This window comes from Aulosira sp. FACHB-615, from assembly GCF_014698045.1.
Lineage (GTDB): Bacteria > Cyanobacteriota > Cyanobacteriia > Cyanobacteriales > Nostocaceae > Nostoc_B.
Map to the genome: position 1 here is coordinate 21,416 of NZ_JACJSE010000043.1, position 20,017 is coordinate 41,432.

Here is a 20,017-nt window from a genome sequence, read left to right on the forward strand (position 1 = left end):
CCAAGCCAGTTTTGTACTGTTAACTTACCAATGGTTGGGTTAGATTGTGAAAGGCTCATTGTTAACTATAAATTGTTAACTATAAAAAGTTATCATTGCACCTAACAAAAATCTCATGTTTCATCTAAACCCTCATTGCTTGATCAACTTATCTGCTGACATAAAAAAGATAAAATTAGAAATATTATCTTCCCTGCATCCGCTACCTTATCTCTTTGTTAATTTATGATGGTTAGCTACTTTTTATTCAAAATTGAAACACTAGGAAAAATGATAGGATTTTGATTTTGTCTCAGGCGTTGTTGTAAGGTTTCTAGCTCTTTTTCTGGCTGGGGTAGTTGATCTATCAGTTGATAGGGCAAAATTCCCTCTTCTAAGGCGAAATTAGCTACTGTTCCAGCAGCTGCACCTGAAGACCATTCATAGGCGTGGACGCGGTAGGCAGCAGAGGCAATTTGACTTGTAGCTATGCTCTTACCTGCAACAATTAGGTTATCAATCTGTTGCGGAATCATGGCTCGAAGCGGAATCTGGAAAGGATAGGTTTGTGATTCAGCTTGGCGCATTCCTTGGCGCTCACTGTTTCCTTGTTGTTCTGGGGGACTCGATACCATACAAGGGTGAAAGTCGATGTTGTAATGACCGATACCGACAGCATCAGGATAGATACGGGAACGGGTACGTTGGACTTGAGTAGGTATAGCGTTGTTTTGAATGCGAGCGATCGCATCTGTATTACCCAAGGCGATCGCTAAATTGCGATATGTGCGATCGCCTAACGTTTGGCGATAATAGCTATCCGTAAAATTCTTTTGGCTGATGTCAATTTCTTGGATGCTAAAGCCTCCTGCATATCCCCTAGCTGGACGACCAATAATTCGTCGTGCTTCTCGAATATAAGGATATTTGGAAAGTCCATGCACGGTTCCCATCGGTGAATCTAATCCTCTGAGATAACGATGATTGCGATCTGCTTGTTTGACTCCATCTCCGAGTCGAGAGTCTGTTGTGCCTTCTACCAACCAGTAAAAGAATCCCTGTGAGACTTCTTCGGCTTTACGTAGGCTTTCAACACGCAAGCCACCCATCCATTGTCCCGGTTGTAGTTGTCTGGTTTGTCTGATCTGATCACGACTGAGAATTAAGTTATCGTTAGCTGTGCCTGGACGATAATCATTTCCCCATGTCCAGTTTTGCATAGAAATATCTCCTGGCATGGGTTTGATAAATGCGAGATTACCAAATTTCTCTTGGATTTTGGGCTGTTTAGGATTTTTAAAAATCCGACGATAGGCAAATACAAACGGGAAGCTGGCAAGATGAGGCTTTTCATAGCTGTAGTATCCTGCGTATTGAGGATAAAAACTTGGCATGGTATGGGTTTGGGCTTCTTTGGTTGCTTGCATAGCAAATGTGTAAGTATAGCCCTGAGTGCAGTAAGGATCACCGCTACTGCTGGCGGATGAGGGATTGTATAGTGAGCGTGCATCAATACCGATTTGATAAGGTACATCTGCTAGGGCAATGAGTTCTCCTGTTTCGGTTGCTTCAATTACATACCAATCTGCTGAACGATTGGCTGAGGGTTTTTTGTTAGCAGCAGGTACAAACTGGACAATAGTCTTAGCAAAACGAGAGGAATTTTCATAACTATAGGTATCCTCTATCGTTTGAGATAATGGTTCAGTGTTTAAGGGTGGGGTATTAGGTTGGGGTTGATGCTGAATTGCGATCGCACTTTTAATGAGTTTTCTGCTACTACCTTCACTAGCAGACGTAATATTTAACTCTTTAATTACAGTATTGGGATACCATTTTAGCTTACCTCCACCTTGGTGGGCTGCTTGTTGCAACATCACTCGCAATATTTTCTCACCATCTCTTGGTAAAAAGCAAGAACGGCTGACTTGGCATTCACCAGGATTTTGCTTGCCATAGTGTTGCTTGAGCATCTCACGAAATTTTTTGTAACCACGAGGAAATAATCCTGAATCAACCTGTTCACTAGTTTCGTCCAAGGCAGAAACTCCTTGAGAAGTAGCTTGCCCTCCTATCCAATCAGTAATGTCTGTTAGGCAGACAGTACGGCCTGCGAGTAAAGCTTCGTAGGCTGTTGAAGTCCCAGCTAAACCACCACCCACTACCAATATTTCACAAGCTTCTATCTTATCTACATTTCTAGGTGGTGCAGCATTAGTAGGGTTATTAGATAATAATAAACTCACTAAAACTAACCAGATTTCAGATTTAAATAAACGAATTTTTTGGGTTTTAGATTTTAACATTTTATTCCTATAATCTCTGACTTTTATGATCAATAACAAAATTCAAGCTCTAGATTACAATTTATCAATTGAATGCTTGGAAATTCAGGAACTGCAAACACTTGCTATGCCGTATGAAATTTTTGTACCAAATAATTTATAGATTATTTGGTACATCAAGAATTGCGAAAAATATCTAATTGCAACTTATCCAGTAATTGTTACAGCCTTAGTGTAACTTGCTCATTTACGCCCGATCCCCCTACTTAAAGATGCTTTAGATTAATATATTGCGATGCCTCGTGCTATGAGCTAATACAGCCCATGAGCAAGAAGAGATCGCCGCTAATTTCATCAAAGCGAAACCTATCCGGGCGTACCAAAAGCCTGAGTCCAGTAGTGTTGATAGTTAACTCTACCTGTATCATTTGCTAGAAAGTAGTACCCCACGCCAAGTTCTCGGAACTGCGGATTTAGGATATTATCACGGTGTCCTGGACTGTTCATCCAACTTTGCATTGCTTGTTCGGGTGTGGAATTTCCAGCCGTAATATTTTCTCCAATACGCGAATATTGATATCTTTCTGCCTGAATGCGTTGCACCATGTTTCGGTGATCGAAAAAGTCTTGCATTGCCATGCTTTGAGAATGCTTCTGTGCTGCTGCTGCTAGCTTGGAATTGAAGGTGAGCAAAGACAAATTTGCTTTACGCCGTTCTAAATTTGTTAGGTCAAGTATTCTTTTGAACACACCATCTGCTGATTGAGTAGGCGATGAACTGCCTTGCACTTTCCTGAATGATGAAATCGTATCATTCATATTATTGTTGAAGCTAGGATACTCCCCAGGGGTAAGGCGCAAACTTCTACCTTGAAAATTTCCATGTTCAAAGAACTCCCAGGTGTCAGAGTAAACCTTTATGGAGGAAATTTTGTCATTCCAAAAGTCTCCAACAAAGGCAGAGTCAAAATTAACTGCTCCTGAACTTGTTCCAGAAAAGTTGGTATCTATGAAGATTTCAATGGACATAATACTAGTAGCCTAAATTTGATAGTGGTTTTTTCAGATTTTCAAACGCAATCGCCCAATGGGATGAAAATTTGCGTCGGGTGCATCAAATTGGACGCAAGTTCTGGAAGGAGGAAACTAGATATCATCGACTTTCGCTCTCCGAACCCGCTATATTTCGGCTTCATTTCTATTCTTAGGGATAGGTTATGACAACACTTTTTTGACAGTTTGCAGACTTTGTTCTCAATATAGACTTCGATATGAAAAAAGAGTTGCTATATTGTCTCCAAAGTATAAATTAAGTAGAAGATTCTATCTCAATCAACTTTCTTAAAAGCAAAGCGATCTTTTAGCACGAAAGGTTGTCGCCTGGGGTAACACCCAACCCTTGGGTAAACTGCTGATAAAGTTGTATTCTATGCTGTGCCTGTTGAGTCACCTGTCCTTTGCCGCACTCGATACCGCCATTAATAATGTTAATCGTCATACCAAAGCCAGACGTATTGATGGCATCATGGCATGATGGCTTGGGTAATTGGGAAGTCATCCAGAACCATAAAGCTGTCGTGAAGGAAATAACACTATCTGTCGATACTAGTTCAGGGTTATTGAGCAGATCAATGCCGAGTGCTGTCCCGCACGCGCCATAGTTGTAGTTCCACGACAGCTGAATCGGGCCGCGACCATGATAGGTTTTACCGGATACACATGGATAAGTACTATTTAGATCGCAGTAATGAGGCCAATTTGCTGTGTTCAATTCTTCGGTATACTGTAAATTCCCCGTCTCGTGAGCAATATTTGCCAAGAAAGCAGCTGCCTCACGTTTGCGTTGCTCATCAGAGCCTTCATTGCAGAAGTTTGGATATCTCTGCGTTGCAGTTATTAAACCTTCGTAAGAGTACAAACCATTACGATTTGGGAACATAGTTTCGTAAGCTTGACGCGACACAATATTTGCGAAACCGCTACCTGAAGGAGGAGCATTGTTAGCAATTTCGACTATCAACGAGGAAGTAAGATCGTTGAAATCATCACCTACATAAGGCGTATCAGCCGTAAATGTTTTGCTCTGTCCGCCAAAGTTAGTATCACTATAAAGAATAACCTTCATGCCTACCGGAACTTTTATAGAACTAATACTATCGTTTTTAATTTGTCCCCAGTCATAACTTCCTACACCCAGAACTTGGCTAAAGCCAAGATACTGAGAGTCATCGTAAACAACTACGTTGTTAGTATCAGGTGAAGGAGAATTAACTGTTAAAACTTGAAGTTGTTGACCAATTTGCAAACTTTCAGGTGCAATATTACCATTATCCGCAGAGATTTTTGTCCACTGATCGCCATCACCATAATATGCTTGAGCTATATCAAATAATGTATCTCCAGTTTCTACGGTATGAACTGTTGGAGGATTTCCTTGTTTTCTAGCCATAGTTTCCTTTCAAGAAATTGAATTAATTGCAGAAAAATGTGAGAGTACGTAGCTGAATGAAAAATTTAAAACTAAAGGTCAAATCAAACTATCTGCTAAAATTTGCTATTTTTAAAAGCAATTTCTAAGAGATAGATTGCCTATAACATTTAGTACGCATTATTAAGAACAGAAAATACTTCGTTAAACTACGGGTGGCTCTCCAAATTTAACGCTAGAGCAATTATCAACACGATAATTATTTGATTTTGGCTCATTTTCATCATTGAGAATTTTTCCTACTACCTCACCAAAGGATTTTACATAGCCTGTTACTCCAGAAGTGCCGCCTAAAATAATCTGTAAAATACCTTCCCAATCAAACTTAGATTTAGGTTTTTTGTACAGAATATATTTATATTGACCGGGTTCTTCGCCAAAGAAAATTCCACTTCCTATTTCCTCATCAGTTAGAACAAAGTTCTTACTAATGAAAACTTCTATAGGTTGGTCTGTCAGTTTTTCAATGTAAACACGATTTTCACTTGTTCTAAATTCTTTATCATCATAAAAAGTTACCCCTGAGCTTACTGAACCAAATATTTTTACTGATGTTGCTTGACCGTTATACTTACCATGTGGGCCAGTTCTACCATTAAGGCTACCTGGATCTGAATCAGTCAGTTCTAACTTGAGAACTTCTTGCTCATATAATTCGATTTTGCTTGGCTTTATACTCATATTTTTGTCCTCAAAAAGATGTAAATACAGACTAAGTTGGGAGGTAGATTTGGATCAAATGCCAGAAAATTTGCTAATTGTGTCCGCAGCTATTGGAGGATAGAAAATTCATTACATTAGTTATTGGATGTAGCTATAAACACATCCAAAGTATACTTATCTCTTGATCCGATTCCATTATTTACAAGTTCTTGTACTTACAGTGCATTGCCGAAAATACTTTTTTATGTCAAGTAATGTTTCGCTAATAGCATTCTTTTGTAACGAACCGAAGGAAAAAATGGATGAAGTCGAGTTAAGTTATATTAAGTGATAAGTTAACCGTTCCAAGCGAAAAAATCGTCTGCCGCTATTACGGTGGTATCAAACTTTTCCCTACCCATGTTTTTGCAAATTTCCATAAATTTGGCGTGAGTTTCAGGGTAGCGCCCGACTAAACACCCCGCACTCCATTTGCCAACTAGTCCAGGAGCATTGCTGGTAGTGTGTTGATTGATCCCGAAATTATCACCTTCATAAATCTTGTCACCAGTACGCTTACCATCTTTATTTAGATCACGGTAGCCTTTTAAAGTTCCACATTGAACTAGAGCCAATTGTTCATGGTGGTATCCAATCTTCCATGCGTCTTGGTAGTTGCCAAAGGCAATCCTGAATGCTCCATTAGAATTCATGGGTTGTTCAGTGTAATACTTACCAGGTTCAGTAGTAGCTTCACTTGACAGTAAAATTTCCCCATTGCTTCTAATAACACATCTCACATCATCCCAAGTGTTTAAAGCACCTGTGCTTGGTTCCCAAGTATCTGGGTTTTTGACATCTTCCACGTACACAATATTTATGGCTAGAACTCTATAGCCTTTGGACTGCATATATCGGATAACTTTTTTGCCGTCTTGCATATTTTTACTTCCATGTGTTTGGAACTCGATATATTCATCAAATCCCACCGCATACTGACTTATTACCTGAGAATTGCTGACTTTTGACTGACTTTTATGGTGTTACTGGTACAATCCATATAGTTGTCATAAAATTCTTTATGCCTAGATCACTTAGAGTGCAACAGAATTGTCTTGACAAAGCCAAACTTGCACTTATACGTAACGGCTTTCCTAGCCAACGCTCTTTAGCTGAAAATGCAGGATTCGCTCTAGCTACAGTCAGCAACTTTCTGACTGGTAAGCCTGTTGACTATGTGACTTTTGAAGAACTCTGTCGTAAATTGTCACTTGACTGGAGAGAAATTGCAAATCTGAATTTTGAGGTTTCATCCCAGACTATAGATAAAAATCCTAAAATTTCTGAGTTGAGCGATGCAACCCAGGATACCTTGCCCCGCTATCCCAATGGCTCAGTTCCTCTGGGTTCCCCTTTTTACCTAAAACGCGCTCCTCTTGAAGAGCAAGTTCATCAAGAAATAAGAAAACCAGGAGCCTTAGTGCGGATTAAAGCACCCAGAGAGATGGGCAAAACTTCTCTGTTAATGAGAATTCTTGACTCAGCTAAACGCCAGGGCTATCGCACTGTCAGCTTGAACCTGGAGCAAGTTGATCAGGTTATCTTGAGTAATTTGAATCAATTTTTACGCTGGCTGTGTGCCAACATTGCACGCCAGCTTCAGTTAGAAGCGAAGCTAGATGAATATTGGGATGAGGATCTGGGGAGCAAAATTAGCTCTACTTCTTACATCGAAGAGTATATACTAAATTCAATTGAGACTCCCATCGTTTTAGCGTTAGATGAGGTAAATCAAATTTTTGAGCATCCTCAAGTGGCAAAGGATTTTTTACCCCTGTTGCGATCATGGTACGAAGAAGCCAAAAGATTGCCGATTTGGCAAAAGCTCCGCTTGATTGTGGTTCACTCGACGGAAATTTACGTTCCCCTCCAACTTAACCAATCCCCTTTTAATGTAGGGCTGCCAATTCAGTTAAATGCTTTTAGTAAAGAGGAGGTGCAGCAGTTAGCTCAACGCTACGAACTTGACTGGTCAGATGGTGATGAAGCTAGGCAACTGATGGATCTGATCGGAGGACATCCCTCACTAGTACACACTGCTATCTATCATCTTAGTCAAAGGGAGATAACTCTGGAGCAACTGCTGGAAACTGCCCCAACTGCCACCGGAATTTATTCTCATCACCTGCAACGCCATTTGGTAATACTGCAAGAACGGCCGGAATTAGCCAGATCCCTTAATTGTGTTATGTGTACCAATGAGCCAGTAGAATTAGAGGCTATCGTGGCTTACAAGTTAAGCAGTATGGGGCTGATTAAACAGTCAGGAAATAAAGTAATATCAAGCTGTGAGTTGTATCGGCAGTTTTACGTGACAACTTTCGCGTTTTCCCTAACTTAACCTGAGCAAGAGGCTTTGGATGTTATTAAAAACAACATTAAAAAACTATTTCCTTCTCTACAAAATTTACGCATAGCCGTAGCCCGATGTAGGTATTACATACAACAATTTTTCGAGCAATGTACATAATGAGTAGATAATATCTATTTCCTGCTATAAGTTTATTTACAAGCTTTTATGCAGTTTTATATTAAATTGGTATAAGCCTTCTTTTGTTACTACGAGGAGAGAAAAATATAGCCCCAACTTTGAATGCTAAACAAAATAAAGAATTAAGCGATCGCATATCTCTTTTAGCATCTAAATTCCCTTGTTGAAAATAAACGTAGAAATAGGGGTTTGGGATTATTTTCTGGTGAAGTTAACAAAAAAGGGATAAGTATGATTAGCGATCGCTATTTGAAAAAATTTCTGGTTTACTGTTACTAGGATGTCAACTATAGGAATCCGGTTTAATGCTTGAAATTGTTTGTGTACACAGACAAGAGGTAAAAAGCAAGACCCAAAAAGATTACAGAAAATGAAGGTATACTAAGTTTTTTTAAAAAATGAAATAGGAGTAATATAAAGAATAATAAATATGCTAGATAAAACACATTTCAATCCCTGTTATTCTATTGCAACTATAGAACCCGAACAAGTATTTTTGTTATCAGAGAGGGAGAAAATTTGGTTAAGCGATCGCCTTTTTTGTAGTTTAGCTGCTTTAATCGATAGCGATCTCAGTATTGATGAAATTATTGAGACCATTCAACAGTCGCTACTGCAAGATCCAAAGTCTGTTGAGGAAGCTGCTACCTTTTTCCAAGAAGTTCTCAATGTAAGCATTAAAGCCCAATATGCTTTGTACCAAATGGAACAAAAGGGTTATCTTGTCAAACCAGATGACTCTTTGCCATCGCATTTAAAGATTTTTTGTCATCATCTCAATATCACTCCCAGCATAGCCTATCAAAGATTGCGCTCAACTAAAGTAGCAGTAAAAGCATTAGGTTCGGTTGCTGCTGGGGACTTCATTGCTATGCTTGAGTCTTTACAAATTCAAGTAACTGACGTTGGCGACTTGACAGTAGTTTTAACTGATAACTATCTTGCTCCTGAGTTAGATGAGTTCAACCAACAAGCCCTAAAGTCCCAATCTCCCTGGATGTTAGTTAAACCATTGGGAACAATAGTCTGGCTCGGCCCTTTATTAGATCCTCAAAAAACTGGGTGTTGGGAATGTTTAGCCAAGCGATTGCGGGATAATAGACCAATTGAAGGGTTTATTCAGCGACAGAAGCCCATTTATCCAGCTTTAACACCTCCTTTAGGATTTTTGGCATCTACTGTACAAACTGCATTAGGCATGGCAGCCACAGAGGTGTTTAAATGGATTGTGCAAGGGGAAAATAAACAATTAGAAAGCAATCTAATCACTTACGATGCGATCGCACTGCAAACTCAAAATCATAGCTTGGTTAAGCTTCCTCAATGTTCTAGCTGTGGAGAGATGGTAAATGGGTTAACTAACAACCCCCTACCGGTTGTTTTAGGACACCGCCAGAAAACCTTTACCGTCGATGGAGGACACCGTATTTGTTCGCCACAAGAAACTCTCAGGAAATATCAACATCATATTAGCCCCATTACTGGGGTTGTGCGAGAACTGAATAAAATTTCTGGGAATGGATTAACTCATAACTACATTGCCAAACATCATTTTCACAGTATTTTTGACGATTCAGCAAGCTTACGGCAAAATTTGGGAGGTAGAAGTGCAGGGAAAGGTAGGACTGACTCTCAAGCGATGGCTAGTGGTTTTTGCGAAGCGATCGAGCGTTATTCTGGAGTGTTTCAAGGGTATGAAATTAGAGAAAAAGGCAGTTACCAACAAATGGGGGATAAAGCGATTCACCCCAATGCTTGCATGAACTTTAGTCAACAGCAATATCAAAATAGAGACCAATGGAATGTTGAATGTCAAGGCTGGTTTCAAAAAGTCCCCGAACTGTTTGATGAACAAAGAGAAATTGACTGGACTCCTGTTTGGTCTTTAACCCATGAGGAATTTAAGTATCTGCCAACGGCTTACTGCTATTATGGCTATCAACCGGACTATAAACCCGACTGTTGGGCTGAGTCCAATGGGTGTGCTGCGGGTAATACTATCGAAGAAGCTATTCTGCAAGGGTTTATGGAGTTAGTAGAGCGTGATGCTGTCGCCTTATGGTGGTATAACTTCCTGCAAAAGCCGCAAGTAGATTTAGATAGTTTCGATGAGCCTTATTTTCAAAGCCTGAAGCAATATTATCAAACTATTAATCGAGAACTTTGGGTATTAGATATTACCAGCGATCTCAATATTCCCACTTTTGCTGCCATTAGTCGGAGGAGCGATCGCTCTGTGGAAGATATTATCTTGGGTTATGGTACTCATTTCGACCCAATGATTGCCCTGAGTCGAGCCTTAACCGAATTAAATCAAATCCTACCTAGCGTTTTATTAGCTAATGCTGACGGGACTACTCAATATTCGCCATATGCAGACCCTTTAGCGATCGCGTGGTGGAAAACAGCTACTTTAGTCGATCGAGCATATTTAATACCCGATCGAAAAGTAAACTCCAAAATACGTGCTGATTATCCGCAAATTACCAGTGACGATCTTTTAGATGATGTGAAACTTTGTCAAAAAATTGTTGAGGAGAAAAACATGGAAATGTTGGTTTTAGATCAGACTCGTCCCGATATAGGACTCAGAGTAGCAAAGGTGATTGTGCCTGGGATGCGACACATGTGGAAACGTTTCGGTGCAGGAAGACTCTATGAAGTGCCTGTTCAAATGGGATGGTTGCCAAAGCCACTGGCAGAAAATGAACTCAATTCTTTTCCCATGTGGATGTGACTCAGTTCGCCACTAGCAATTTTTAGTTAAAGATAAAAGGAAAAAGTTATGTCGATATCGCACGAGCAATTCTCTAAAATAAAGCCACAAGGCGATGACGAGAGATTTACTACTAAAGATTTACGCCAACTCAGCAAACAGATATCTCAGCTTATTGCCAAATCCTGGCTTCCAGAAGGAGAACAAATTAGAGCGACATTTTTATCTAACGATAAAGAAAAAATCAAAGAAATGTTCCTTAACAATCAGATCGATATAGAGATGGTGGGAGTAGGAAAATATACGACAATCGAACTTGATTGGAACAGCTTTTTTGGTAAGCTTGAAGAGTCAAAAGATCCTAAATACGCCTTTAAATTTGTCATCGCATATCCTCCCCGACCATCTGAATATAATCTCTCAGACGCTCAACTCAATGAATGGGTTAAGAATAATGACGAAAATATTTCTATTCCTATTCATCCATATATTCCCGTTACTTGGTGATAAATATCTAAGTTACATAAATAAACATCTGTAAAAAGTTGGAATTAAATCTCGATTGGTCGTCGATCGAGATTTAATAGCTTTCTATCTGAATGTTTACTCTTGGCAGTAATCGGCAATAAACTTTACACCCCTTGCTTTTTCAAATTAAACAGTTGTCGGTCAGTCTAATAAAAACGTTATTTTAGCTTTTTTCATGCTAAATGGATATCAAATTATTGATGCAGATTCTCATACTATCGAGCCAATTAGCCTTTGGCAACAGTATTTAAACCCTAGATTTCAGCATTTTGCTCCTTCCCCAGATCTCACAATTAAAGGAGAGGAAATTTATTACAAAATATCCGATAGAGTTAAAAGCAAAATGTCCTTAGTTAACAACTTCGATGCCGAGTCTCAAGTCAAAGCTATTAAGGACATGGGAATCGATCGATCGATTATTTATCCAAGTTTTGGGTTATGGCTTTTGTCAATCGATACCATGACTCCCCAATTGGCTCAGGAATTTGTTTTAGCTTACAATAATTGGTTGCGAGACTTTTGTAGCTACAATCCGCAAATACTTATAGGAGTAGGATTAGTCAATCTTCATAATCCTGACGATCTGGTGCCAGAATTAAATCGAATTTTAAAATTTGGGTGGAAAGCTGTCTGTTTGTTACCTAATCCAGTTAAAGGGCGGTTGCTAAACCACGTTGCTTATGAGCCTTTTTGGGCGGAGTGTGAGAGACAAAATATAGCAGTTGGGCTACATACTGTTGCCCATTCCCGTCTACCAACTACTGGAGCAGATCGGTTTGATACCCATTTTTCGATGCACGCTTGCGCTCATCCAATGGAGCAAATGATGGCATTACTGGCATTGATTGAGGGGGGTGTTTTAGAACGCTATCCTAAACTGAAAGTTGGTTTTCTAGAATCAGGCTGTGGCTGGCTACCTTATTGGCTGTGGCGACTAGATAAAGAGTATGAGGAACTCTATTGGGAGGTGAAAGACAATGTAAAGATGAAACCTTCAGAATATTTCCGCCGTCAGTGCTTTATTGAGATCGAGCCTTCCGAACCTTATTTGTCGGAAATTATCGCCTCTATCGGTGAGAATAATTTAATTTTTGGTTCCGATTATCCCCATCTCGATCGCGATCCCGATGTTGTAAAAAAAGCTGTAGCACTCGATCGACAGCTTTCAACAGAAAGTGTGAGAAAAATTCTTTGGGATAATTCCGTTAGATTCTACGGTATAGAATAATGTTCGATTTCAATGCTGACTATCAAATTCTAGCTAAAATTTATGAAAGTCATAAAACTTTAGTTTACCGAGCTATCCTCAAGCTAAACCGTCAGCCTGTTATTCTTAAAACCTTAAGACAAGAATACTCTAATTTTGATGAATTAATTAGATACAACCATGAATATGAAATCATTAGTTTTTTAAATAGCAAGAGAGTTATTCGAGCTTATAATTTGCATAGATATAATAATAATTTGCTCATAGTTTTAGAGGATTTTGGAGGGCAATCTCTAAAATCATTAATGTCCGAGCGGCAATTAACTTTAGTAGAGTTTTTGGCGATCGCAATTGAGATTACTGAGAGCTTAGGGATTATTCATAATTCCAATATTATCCATAAAGATATTAACCCTTCTAATATTGTTTACAACCAGGAAACAAAAGAACTTAAAATCATAGACTTTGGTATTTCTAGCCGTTTACCCTCAGAAATTCTGAGTATAATCCCCGCCAACAACTTAGAAGGAACTTTAGCTTATATAGCTCCAGAACAAACAGGTAGAATCAACCAAAGTATAGATTATCGTGCTGACTTTTATTCCCTGGGCGTGACTTTTTACGAACTCCTGACAAATCAACTTCCTTTTGATACAAGCGATCCAATAGAGTTAGTTCATTGTCATATTGCACAAAAACCATTACCTGTTTGTGAAGTCATTTCTCTAATTCCTATAACTGTTTCTAATATTGTCACAAAATTATTAGCAAAAAATCCAGAGGACAGATATCAAAGCACTTTAGGGATTAAAAGCGATTTAGAAACTTGTCTCGATCAATTAAAAACTTTAGAACGAATTCATCAATTTTCTTTAGGAAGCCAAGATATTTCTGATCGCTTTCATATTTCCCAAAAACTATATGGGCGAGAGCGGGAAATAAATCAAATTTTAGATGCTTTTGAACGAGTTAGCCAAAGTAATACAGAAACGCTCGTAATTTCTGGTTATTCAGGCATTGGTAAATCCGCTTTAGTCAATGAAATTCACCAAGCGATCGCTACCCGACAAGGATATTTTATTAATGGCAAATTCGACCAGGTTAAGCAAAATATTCCCTATGCAGCTATTACTCAAGCTTTCCAAAACTTAGTACGTCAGCTTTTAAGCGAGCCTGAAATAAGATTGAAAATCTGGAAAAAGAAAATATTAGCAGCGTTGAGACTTAACGGACAAATTATCATAGATATTATCCCTGACCTCGAAAAAATTATTGGAAAGCAACCCCAGGTCGAGCAAGTAGGTGCAAGTGAAACCCAAAATCGATTTAACTTATTTTTTAAAGAATTCATTTATGTTTTTACTCAGAAAGAACACCCACTTGTAATTTTCTTGGATGATTTACAGTGGGCAGATTTATCATCTATAAAGTTAATTGAATTATTGCTGAACGATCCTGATAGTCAGTATCTCTTAATAATAGGAGCCTACAGAGATAATGAAGTCAGTTCTAGCCATCCTTTAATGCTAACTTTAGAAACCATTAAAAAGGCAGGCATAAAAGTTAATGAGATTGTTCTTCACCCTTTGAAAATAAACCAGATTCAACAATTAATTGGTGAGAGTTTAAGATGCTCAGAAGCAGAGTCAAAAACTCTAGCAGAGTTAGCGATGGCGAAAACCAACGGCAATCCCTTCTTTTTAAATCAATTGCTTCGATCGCTTTATAGAGAAAAATTACTGTTATTCGATCGAATTAGACGGTGTTGGCAGTGGGATACAGAAAAAATTCAAGGAGTAGGAATTACTGATAATGTTGTCACTTTAATGACTCTCAAGCTCGAAAAGCTAGATGAAAAAACTCAAAACCTTCTGAAATTAGCGGCATGTATTGGAAATCAATTCGATCTAGATATTCTCACTATTATTAATACTCAAGCTCAAACAGCTATAGCTGATGAACTAGAACCAGCTATTAAAGAAGGATTAATTCTACCATTAAGTAGCGAATATAAAATACCTCTACTTGGGAGTCAGCCAGAAATTTTCGATTCTTCTCTTTCCAAGTTCCCCAAATCGATCTCTTATAAATTTTTACACGATCGCCTTCATCAAGCGGCTTATAATCTGATTCCAGAGCATGAAAAGAAAGTAATTCATCTACAAGTGGGTCGCTTCTTGTTGAAAAATACTGAAGAAGATGAGTTAGAAAAAAGTAGTTTTGATATTCTTTATCAACTTAATAGAGGGACAGAATTAGTTACGGAACAATTAGAAAAAGATGAATTAGCTAAGCTAAATCTACTAGCTGGAAAAAAAGCTAAAGTATCAACAGCTTATGAATCTGCTTTTGAATACTTAAATTTAGCCCTAAAATTATTATCAATAAACAGTTGGGAAGTTCTCTACGAACTAACTCTAGAAATTCATCTGGAAACATTAGAGGTTCTCTATTTAAGTGGTAAATTAGATCGAGCTAAAAATCTCGATACTATTGTCTTAAGAAAAGCTAATAATGTACTCGATAAAGTTAAGGTATACGAGCTAAAAATCTTATTTTATAGATCTCAGCTTCAGCTAGAGACAGCCATAGATAGCGGTCTAGAAGTTTTAAAACTGCTGGGACTAGTTTTGCCAAAAAAACCGCATAGATTAAATATATTAACTAAGCATTTCCAGATTAAATCGCTTCTCAAAAAGATACGGGTGGAAGATTTAGCCAATCTTCCACAAATAAAAGATCCAAATCAACTTGCAATCATAAACATTTTATGCAATCTTATTTCTCCTGCCTATTCGACTAATCAAAACTTATATCATTTAATTATTATTAAGCTCCTCTATATTCATATCAACTATGGAAATTCCGACCAAGCTTCCATCGCTTACGTTCATTATGCAAATTACTTATGTGACACAATAGAGGATTTTGACTTAGGCTATCGATTTGGGCAATTGTCTTTAAAAATATTAAACGACTTTAATACCAATAGACTGAAATCGATTGTCCTACATATGTATTATGGTTTTATTAAACACTGGAGAAATGATGCTACTAGCGAACTTAAATTATTGGCTGATGCTATTCAAACGGGAATTGAATATGGAGAAATAGTATACAGTAACTATGCCGCTTCAAGCTATTGCTATCATTTACTTTTTTTTGCAGGGGAAAATTTAGAATTTATTGAAATAGCAATAGACAAATACATAAAATTATTTGCAGTTTACAACGACAAATATGGATATGATTTTTTAATTTTTTGTCGAAGTTTTTGTCAGAATCTAATTAATACTGATGCAAATCGAATCCCAGACATGAACACTTGTAACGACGAAAAAATAAGTTTATATATAAACTCTCAGTCGTATATCCTTGTTTTCTTTGGAGTATTCTTTAAATATTTAAAATTCTATTTTTTAAAAGATTATTACCAAGCTATTCAATATAGTACATTATGTGAAAAATATAAAGCTTTTGGGAGTGGTACTATCTTAATCCCTCAGCACAGCTTTTATGAATCCCTTAGCCTTTTAGCTGTTGCTCGCAATAGTCGTGAAAACCAGGGTAAACAGTTCATCAACAAAGTATTGCATAACCAGAAGCAAATGAAAAAATGGGCGAACAATGCTCCCACAAACTACCAAAATAAGTACGATCTAGTCGAGGCTGAGAAAGCACGATTTTTCGGGCAGACTTGGAAGGCAGAACAACTTTATGAAAAAGCGATTCAAGGTGCTAAAAAATCTGAATTTATCCATGAAGAAGCCATAGCTTATGAACGTGCAGCAGAATTTTATCTCTCTCTGGGTAGAGAAGAAATAGGAAAACTATACCTGAGAAATGCCTATCATTGTTATAGTCGCTGGGGTGCAAAAGCCAAAATTAAAGCCCTAGAATCGGAGTACCCACAGTTTCTGATGGATATTAACAACCGAAAAGAAAACCAAAGCATTAATATAACTGAATCTGCTAGTGGTACAAATCCTCAAGTACTCGATCTGATGACAGTTACCAAAGCCTCTCAAGTATTAGCTGGTGAAATTGAACTAGATAAATTACTGGCTAAATTAATGAAAACTGTAATTGAAAATGGAGGTGCTCAAAAAGGCTTTCTGCTTCTAGAAAAAGATAATAAATGGGTGATCGAAGCTGAAGGGACGGTAAATTCTGATGACGTTAATACACTACAATCCATTTCAGTAGACTTCGTAGATTACTTAACTCACCCCCCCCGCTTGTCATCTGCCATTATCAATTATGTTGCTCGCACGCAGGAAAGTGTAATTTTAACTGATGCTGCTCATGAGGGACAATTTACTGGTGATCCTTACATTATTGCTACTCAACCTAAATCCGTTCTTTGCACGCCCTTACTTAATCAAGGCAAGCTTAACGGCATCTTATATCTGGAAAACAATTTGACTACTGGTGCTTTTACACCTGATCGCCTAGAAGTTCTAAAACTCTTGTCTTCTCAAGCCGCAATTTCTCTTCAAAATGCTCAACTTTATGTTGCGTTATATGAGAACGAGAAAAGATTAGCTCAATTTTTAGAAGCTATGCCCATAGGTGTCTTTGCACTTAATGCTAAAGGCGAACCCTACTATGCAAATCAGGCTGCCCAGCTAATCCTTGGTAAGGGAATTGTAACTGGAGCTACAACTGATCGATTGACCGAAACTTATCAGGCTTATTTAGCAGGGACAGACCAATTATACCCAACTCAACAACAACCCATTGTACGAGCCTTAAATGGCGAAAGTACAACTACGGATGATATAGAAATTCACCAAGTTGATAAAACAATTCCTTTAGAAGTATCAGCTACCCCTGTTTACGATGAGAAGGGACAAATTATCTATGCGATCGCTACCTTTCAGGATATCACCGAACGCAAACAAGCCGAAGCTGATCGAGTTGAGTTTACCCAAGAACTAGCCCTCAAAAATCTTGCTTTAGAACAAGCTAAAGATGAGCTAGAAGGGTATAGCCGAACTTTAGAACAAAAAGTCTCACAACGCACACAAGAACTGTCACAAACACTAGATATTCTCAAAGCCACCCAAGCAGAACTGTTATTTGAAAACGAGTTACTCAGAAGTAATGAACAAGCAAGCACTTTTGACTATCAAGTGGGAGGAAGCTTGCCGATGGATGCTTCCACTTATGTAGTGCGTTCCGCAGATCGTTACCTCTACAAAGCTTTGAAGCGGGGAGAGTTTTGCTACGTTCTCAATGCCCGGCAGATGGGAAAGTCCAGTCTTATGGTACGTATGATTCACTACCTCCAGCACGAAGGGGTTTGTTGTGCGCCGATTGATATGACTCTCATTGGCAGCGAAAATGTTACCCCGGATCAATGGTATAAGGGATTCGCCTCTGAGTTAGGGCGACGTTTGGGTTTACGAAGCAAAGTTAACCTAAAAGCTTGGTGGAAAGAGCGAGATGATATTTCTCCAGTTCAGAGGTTGAGCGAATTTATCGAAGAAGTCCTGCTAGTAGAAGTCGGTATAGAAAATGAAATTCCCTCAAAACCACTAGTCATTTTTATCGATGAAATTGATAGTGTTTTAAGTTTGAATTTCTCAGTTAATGACTTTTTTGCCTTGATTCGCTACTGTTACAATCAGCGCAGTCTCAATCCACAATATCAGCGTTTGACTTTTGCTTTTTTTGGTGTCGCTACCCCCTCAGATTTAATTAGTAATATCCAAACAACCCCCTTTAACATTGGTCAGTTTATTCAACTGGAAGGTTTTAAAGAGCATGAAGCCCAACCATTGCTACAAGGATTGGCAGAAAAAGTGAGCAATCCGCAAACCGTGCTTAAAGAAATCTTAGCTTGGACGAACGGACAACCTTTTCTTACCCAAAAACTCTGTAAGCTCATCCGCAATAATTCATCTCCTATTCCCAATGGCAGTGAAGTATCCTGGATTGAAAACTTAGTGCGGACGAATATAATAGACGATTGGGAGTCCCAGGATGAACCAGAACATTTGAGAACCATCCGCGATCGTCTTCTCAAGAGTAATAAGTCTGTTCAACTACTAGAAATTTTTCGACAAGTTTTGCATCAGGAAGAAGTTATAACAGTTGACAGCCCAGAGGAAAAGGAATTGCTCTTGTCAGGTTTAGTAGTTAAACAACAAGGAATGTTGAGAGTCCAAAACCGTATTTATAAATTGATATTTGACCACAGTTGGGTTGATTTGCACATCTAGGAAAGAGTTTGTTGACATTCGCTTCAGTCCACATCTTCAGATGAGGAGCTTTGGCTGAGAAAGCCGTTACATACAGAAATGTTAAATGTCGATAAAAAACTTTACGTACTTGGTTAAACTAACTCTAAAAAGCCTAAAATAGTCAACATAACATCATCTCCTCAAGACAACGAACATAACTGATTTTTTGACACATACAGCATTGTAAATGCGGCATAAATAGCTCTTGAATCTATTTTCCCAAAAACAGTCGTGTATCTTCTTTTACTTGATATTGAACGCCTTGCTCGCCTTGTACGTAGTTGTGGTTTTGACATTCATAATTTCTAGATGTAAGAAATGAGTCCAGGTATCTTACTTTTTTGTGCCTTTCGCACTACCCTTCATTACCCAACTTGTTTGCGTTGAACCCTTCGAGTGGTTCTGCCGCATTCCATACAGCCTCAAACTGCTTTACAAAGAAGTTATACCAATAATTATCATCTTTACTAGTTAACTCAAATGTTGCACGTATTTCATTAGGAACACGAAAATTCAATAATCGTGCAATCATACGACCACTTATAAGGTGATGATCGAAGCAAACAATAGTGCAACAAGGCAAATAGTTTATGCACCTCACTTCTAAACTTCCAGAATAATTTTTTTGAGAAAGGGTTAGCAACCTAGATATATTTGTCTCCAAAGTAGAGTTTAACTCATCTACATTTGAATCTCTGCTACGAAATGCCGCCATTTCAACAACTTGACTAGCAGGTTTCATAAGTAGGAATTTAATTTCTAGCCCATTCTCAAGACCATACTCAATATCATCTTTTAACAGAGGGATGGTTCTTGTAAAGTTAAGACCCCAGAAAAAAGCTTTCCGGGAAGTGCGTATAAACTTTTTTAGCTCAGTTCTATCGTACTCTCGACCAAAAAACTTATCTGCAAGATGATCTAATTTTTCAATTCGAGATACAGCATCTTGTAGTTTTTTGTTCTCTTGACGACTTACTAGCAATGCAGTTGTTACTAATGCTAAAACTGCTAGAATTGCAGAATTTACAGTGGTTGAGGTGGCGAAACCAGTGATCCCCAAAACTGCAATTATGATTGCAATTCCAATTGTGATATAAGCATCAATATTTTGCCCTGAACGAATATCCTGCCAGACGTTTTGGAGAAGTTTCATTACTTGTTCTCAAAGTTTAATGTGAAAATTTACTTGCTAGAATTTCAATTCTAAATATGCTTCAAATGCCCCTGTTATAGTTCAAAAGTTTGGTTACTGTTTCGTTACAATACCTTCGCCAAAATAAGAGGATGAAGAGAGAGGGCTGATGTAGTAGAGTTATTGTCTTCCCAAACGACAACTCAAAAGCCACAACAAGCCCATGCCCGATATCTTATCA

The 20,017-nt window shown here is 38.2% G+C and carries 11 protein-coding genes; 5 read left to right on the forward strand and 6 right to left on the reverse strand.

All coding sequences use genetic code 11. The features are described from left to right. Positions 1–236: 236 nt before the first annotated feature. The 5 genes from H6G77_RS32105 to H6G77_RS32125 form a co-directional block, all read right to left on the reverse strand. Positions 237–2,285, reverse strand: a complete 2,049-nt coding sequence (locus H6G77_RS32105; RefSeq protein WP_190873760.1) for an FAD-dependent oxidoreductase — start codon at positions 2,283–2,285, stop codon at positions 237–239. A gap of 345 nt (positions 2,286–2,630) precedes the next feature. After that, a complete protein-coding gene (locus H6G77_RS32110; protein ID WP_190873761.1) occupies positions 2,631–3,293 on the reverse strand; it encodes a CAP domain-containing protein in 663 nt (220 codons plus the stop codon). A gap of 331 nt (positions 3,294–3,624) precedes the next feature. Next, positions 3,625–4,713, reverse strand: coding sequence for a glycoside hydrolase family 19 protein (locus H6G77_RS32115; protein WP_190873762.1), 1,089 nt, complete (start codon positions 4,711–4,713; stop codon positions 3,625–3,627). Between the two features lie 183 nt (positions 4,714–4,896). Next, positions 4,897–5,433, reverse strand: coding sequence for a hypothetical protein (locus H6G77_RS32120; protein ID WP_190873763.1), 537 nt, complete (start codon positions 5,431–5,433; stop codon positions 4,897–4,899). A 317-nt stretch (positions 5,434–5,750) separates the two neighbouring features. Beyond that, positions 5,751–6,335 (reverse strand): hypothetical protein, encoded by a 585-nt coding sequence (locus H6G77_RS32125; protein ID WP_190873764.1) that lies wholly within the window; start codon positions 6,333–6,335, stop codon positions 5,751–5,753. 140 nt (positions 6,336–6,475) lie between these two features. Between H6G77_RS32125 and H6G77_RS32130 the strand changes: the two genes are divergently transcribed. The 5 genes from H6G77_RS32130 (at position 6,476) to H6G77_RS32150 (ending at position 18,623) form a co-directional block, all read left to right on the forward strand. Beyond that, complete coding sequence (locus H6G77_RS32130; RefSeq protein ID WP_190873765.1) at positions 6,476–7,795, forward strand: AAA-like domain-containing protein; 1,320 nt, start codon at positions 6,476–6,478, stop codon at positions 7,793–7,795. A 580-nt stretch (positions 7,796–8,375) separates the two neighbouring features. After that, a complete protein-coding gene (locus H6G77_RS32135) occupies positions 8,376–10,682 on the forward strand; it encodes a TOMM precursor leader peptide-binding protein (RefSeq protein ID WP_190873766.1) in 2,307 nt (768 codons plus the stop codon). A gap of 48 nt (positions 10,683–10,730) precedes the next feature. Further along, the gene (locus H6G77_RS32140) at positions 10,731–11,168 is read left to right on the forward strand and encodes a hypothetical protein (protein ID WP_190873767.1); all 438 of its coding nucleotides are present in this window, start codon (positions 10,731–10,733) and stop codon (positions 11,166–11,168) included. A gap of 196 nt (positions 11,169–11,364) precedes the next feature. Next, positions 11,365–12,417, forward strand: a complete 1,053-nt coding sequence (locus H6G77_RS32145) for an amidohydrolase family protein (RefSeq protein ID WP_190873768.1) — start codon at positions 11,365–11,367, stop codon at positions 12,415–12,417. Beyond that, the gene (locus tag H6G77_RS32150; protein ID WP_190873769.1) at positions 12,417–18,623 is read left to right on the forward strand and encodes an AAA family ATPase; all 6,207 of its coding nucleotides are present in this window, start codon (positions 12,417–12,419) and stop codon (positions 18,621–18,623) included. Before H6G77_RS32145 ends, H6G77_RS32150 begins: the two co-directional genes overlap by 1 nt. Positions 18,624–18,999: 376 nt before the next feature. Here H6G77_RS32150 and H6G77_RS32155 read toward each other — a convergent pair whose 3' ends face one another. Next, positions 19,000–19,797 (reverse strand): hypothetical protein, encoded by a 798-nt coding sequence (locus H6G77_RS32155; protein WP_190873770.1) that lies wholly within the window; start codon positions 19,795–19,797, stop codon positions 19,000–19,002. Positions 19,798–20,017 lie beyond the last annotated feature (220 nt).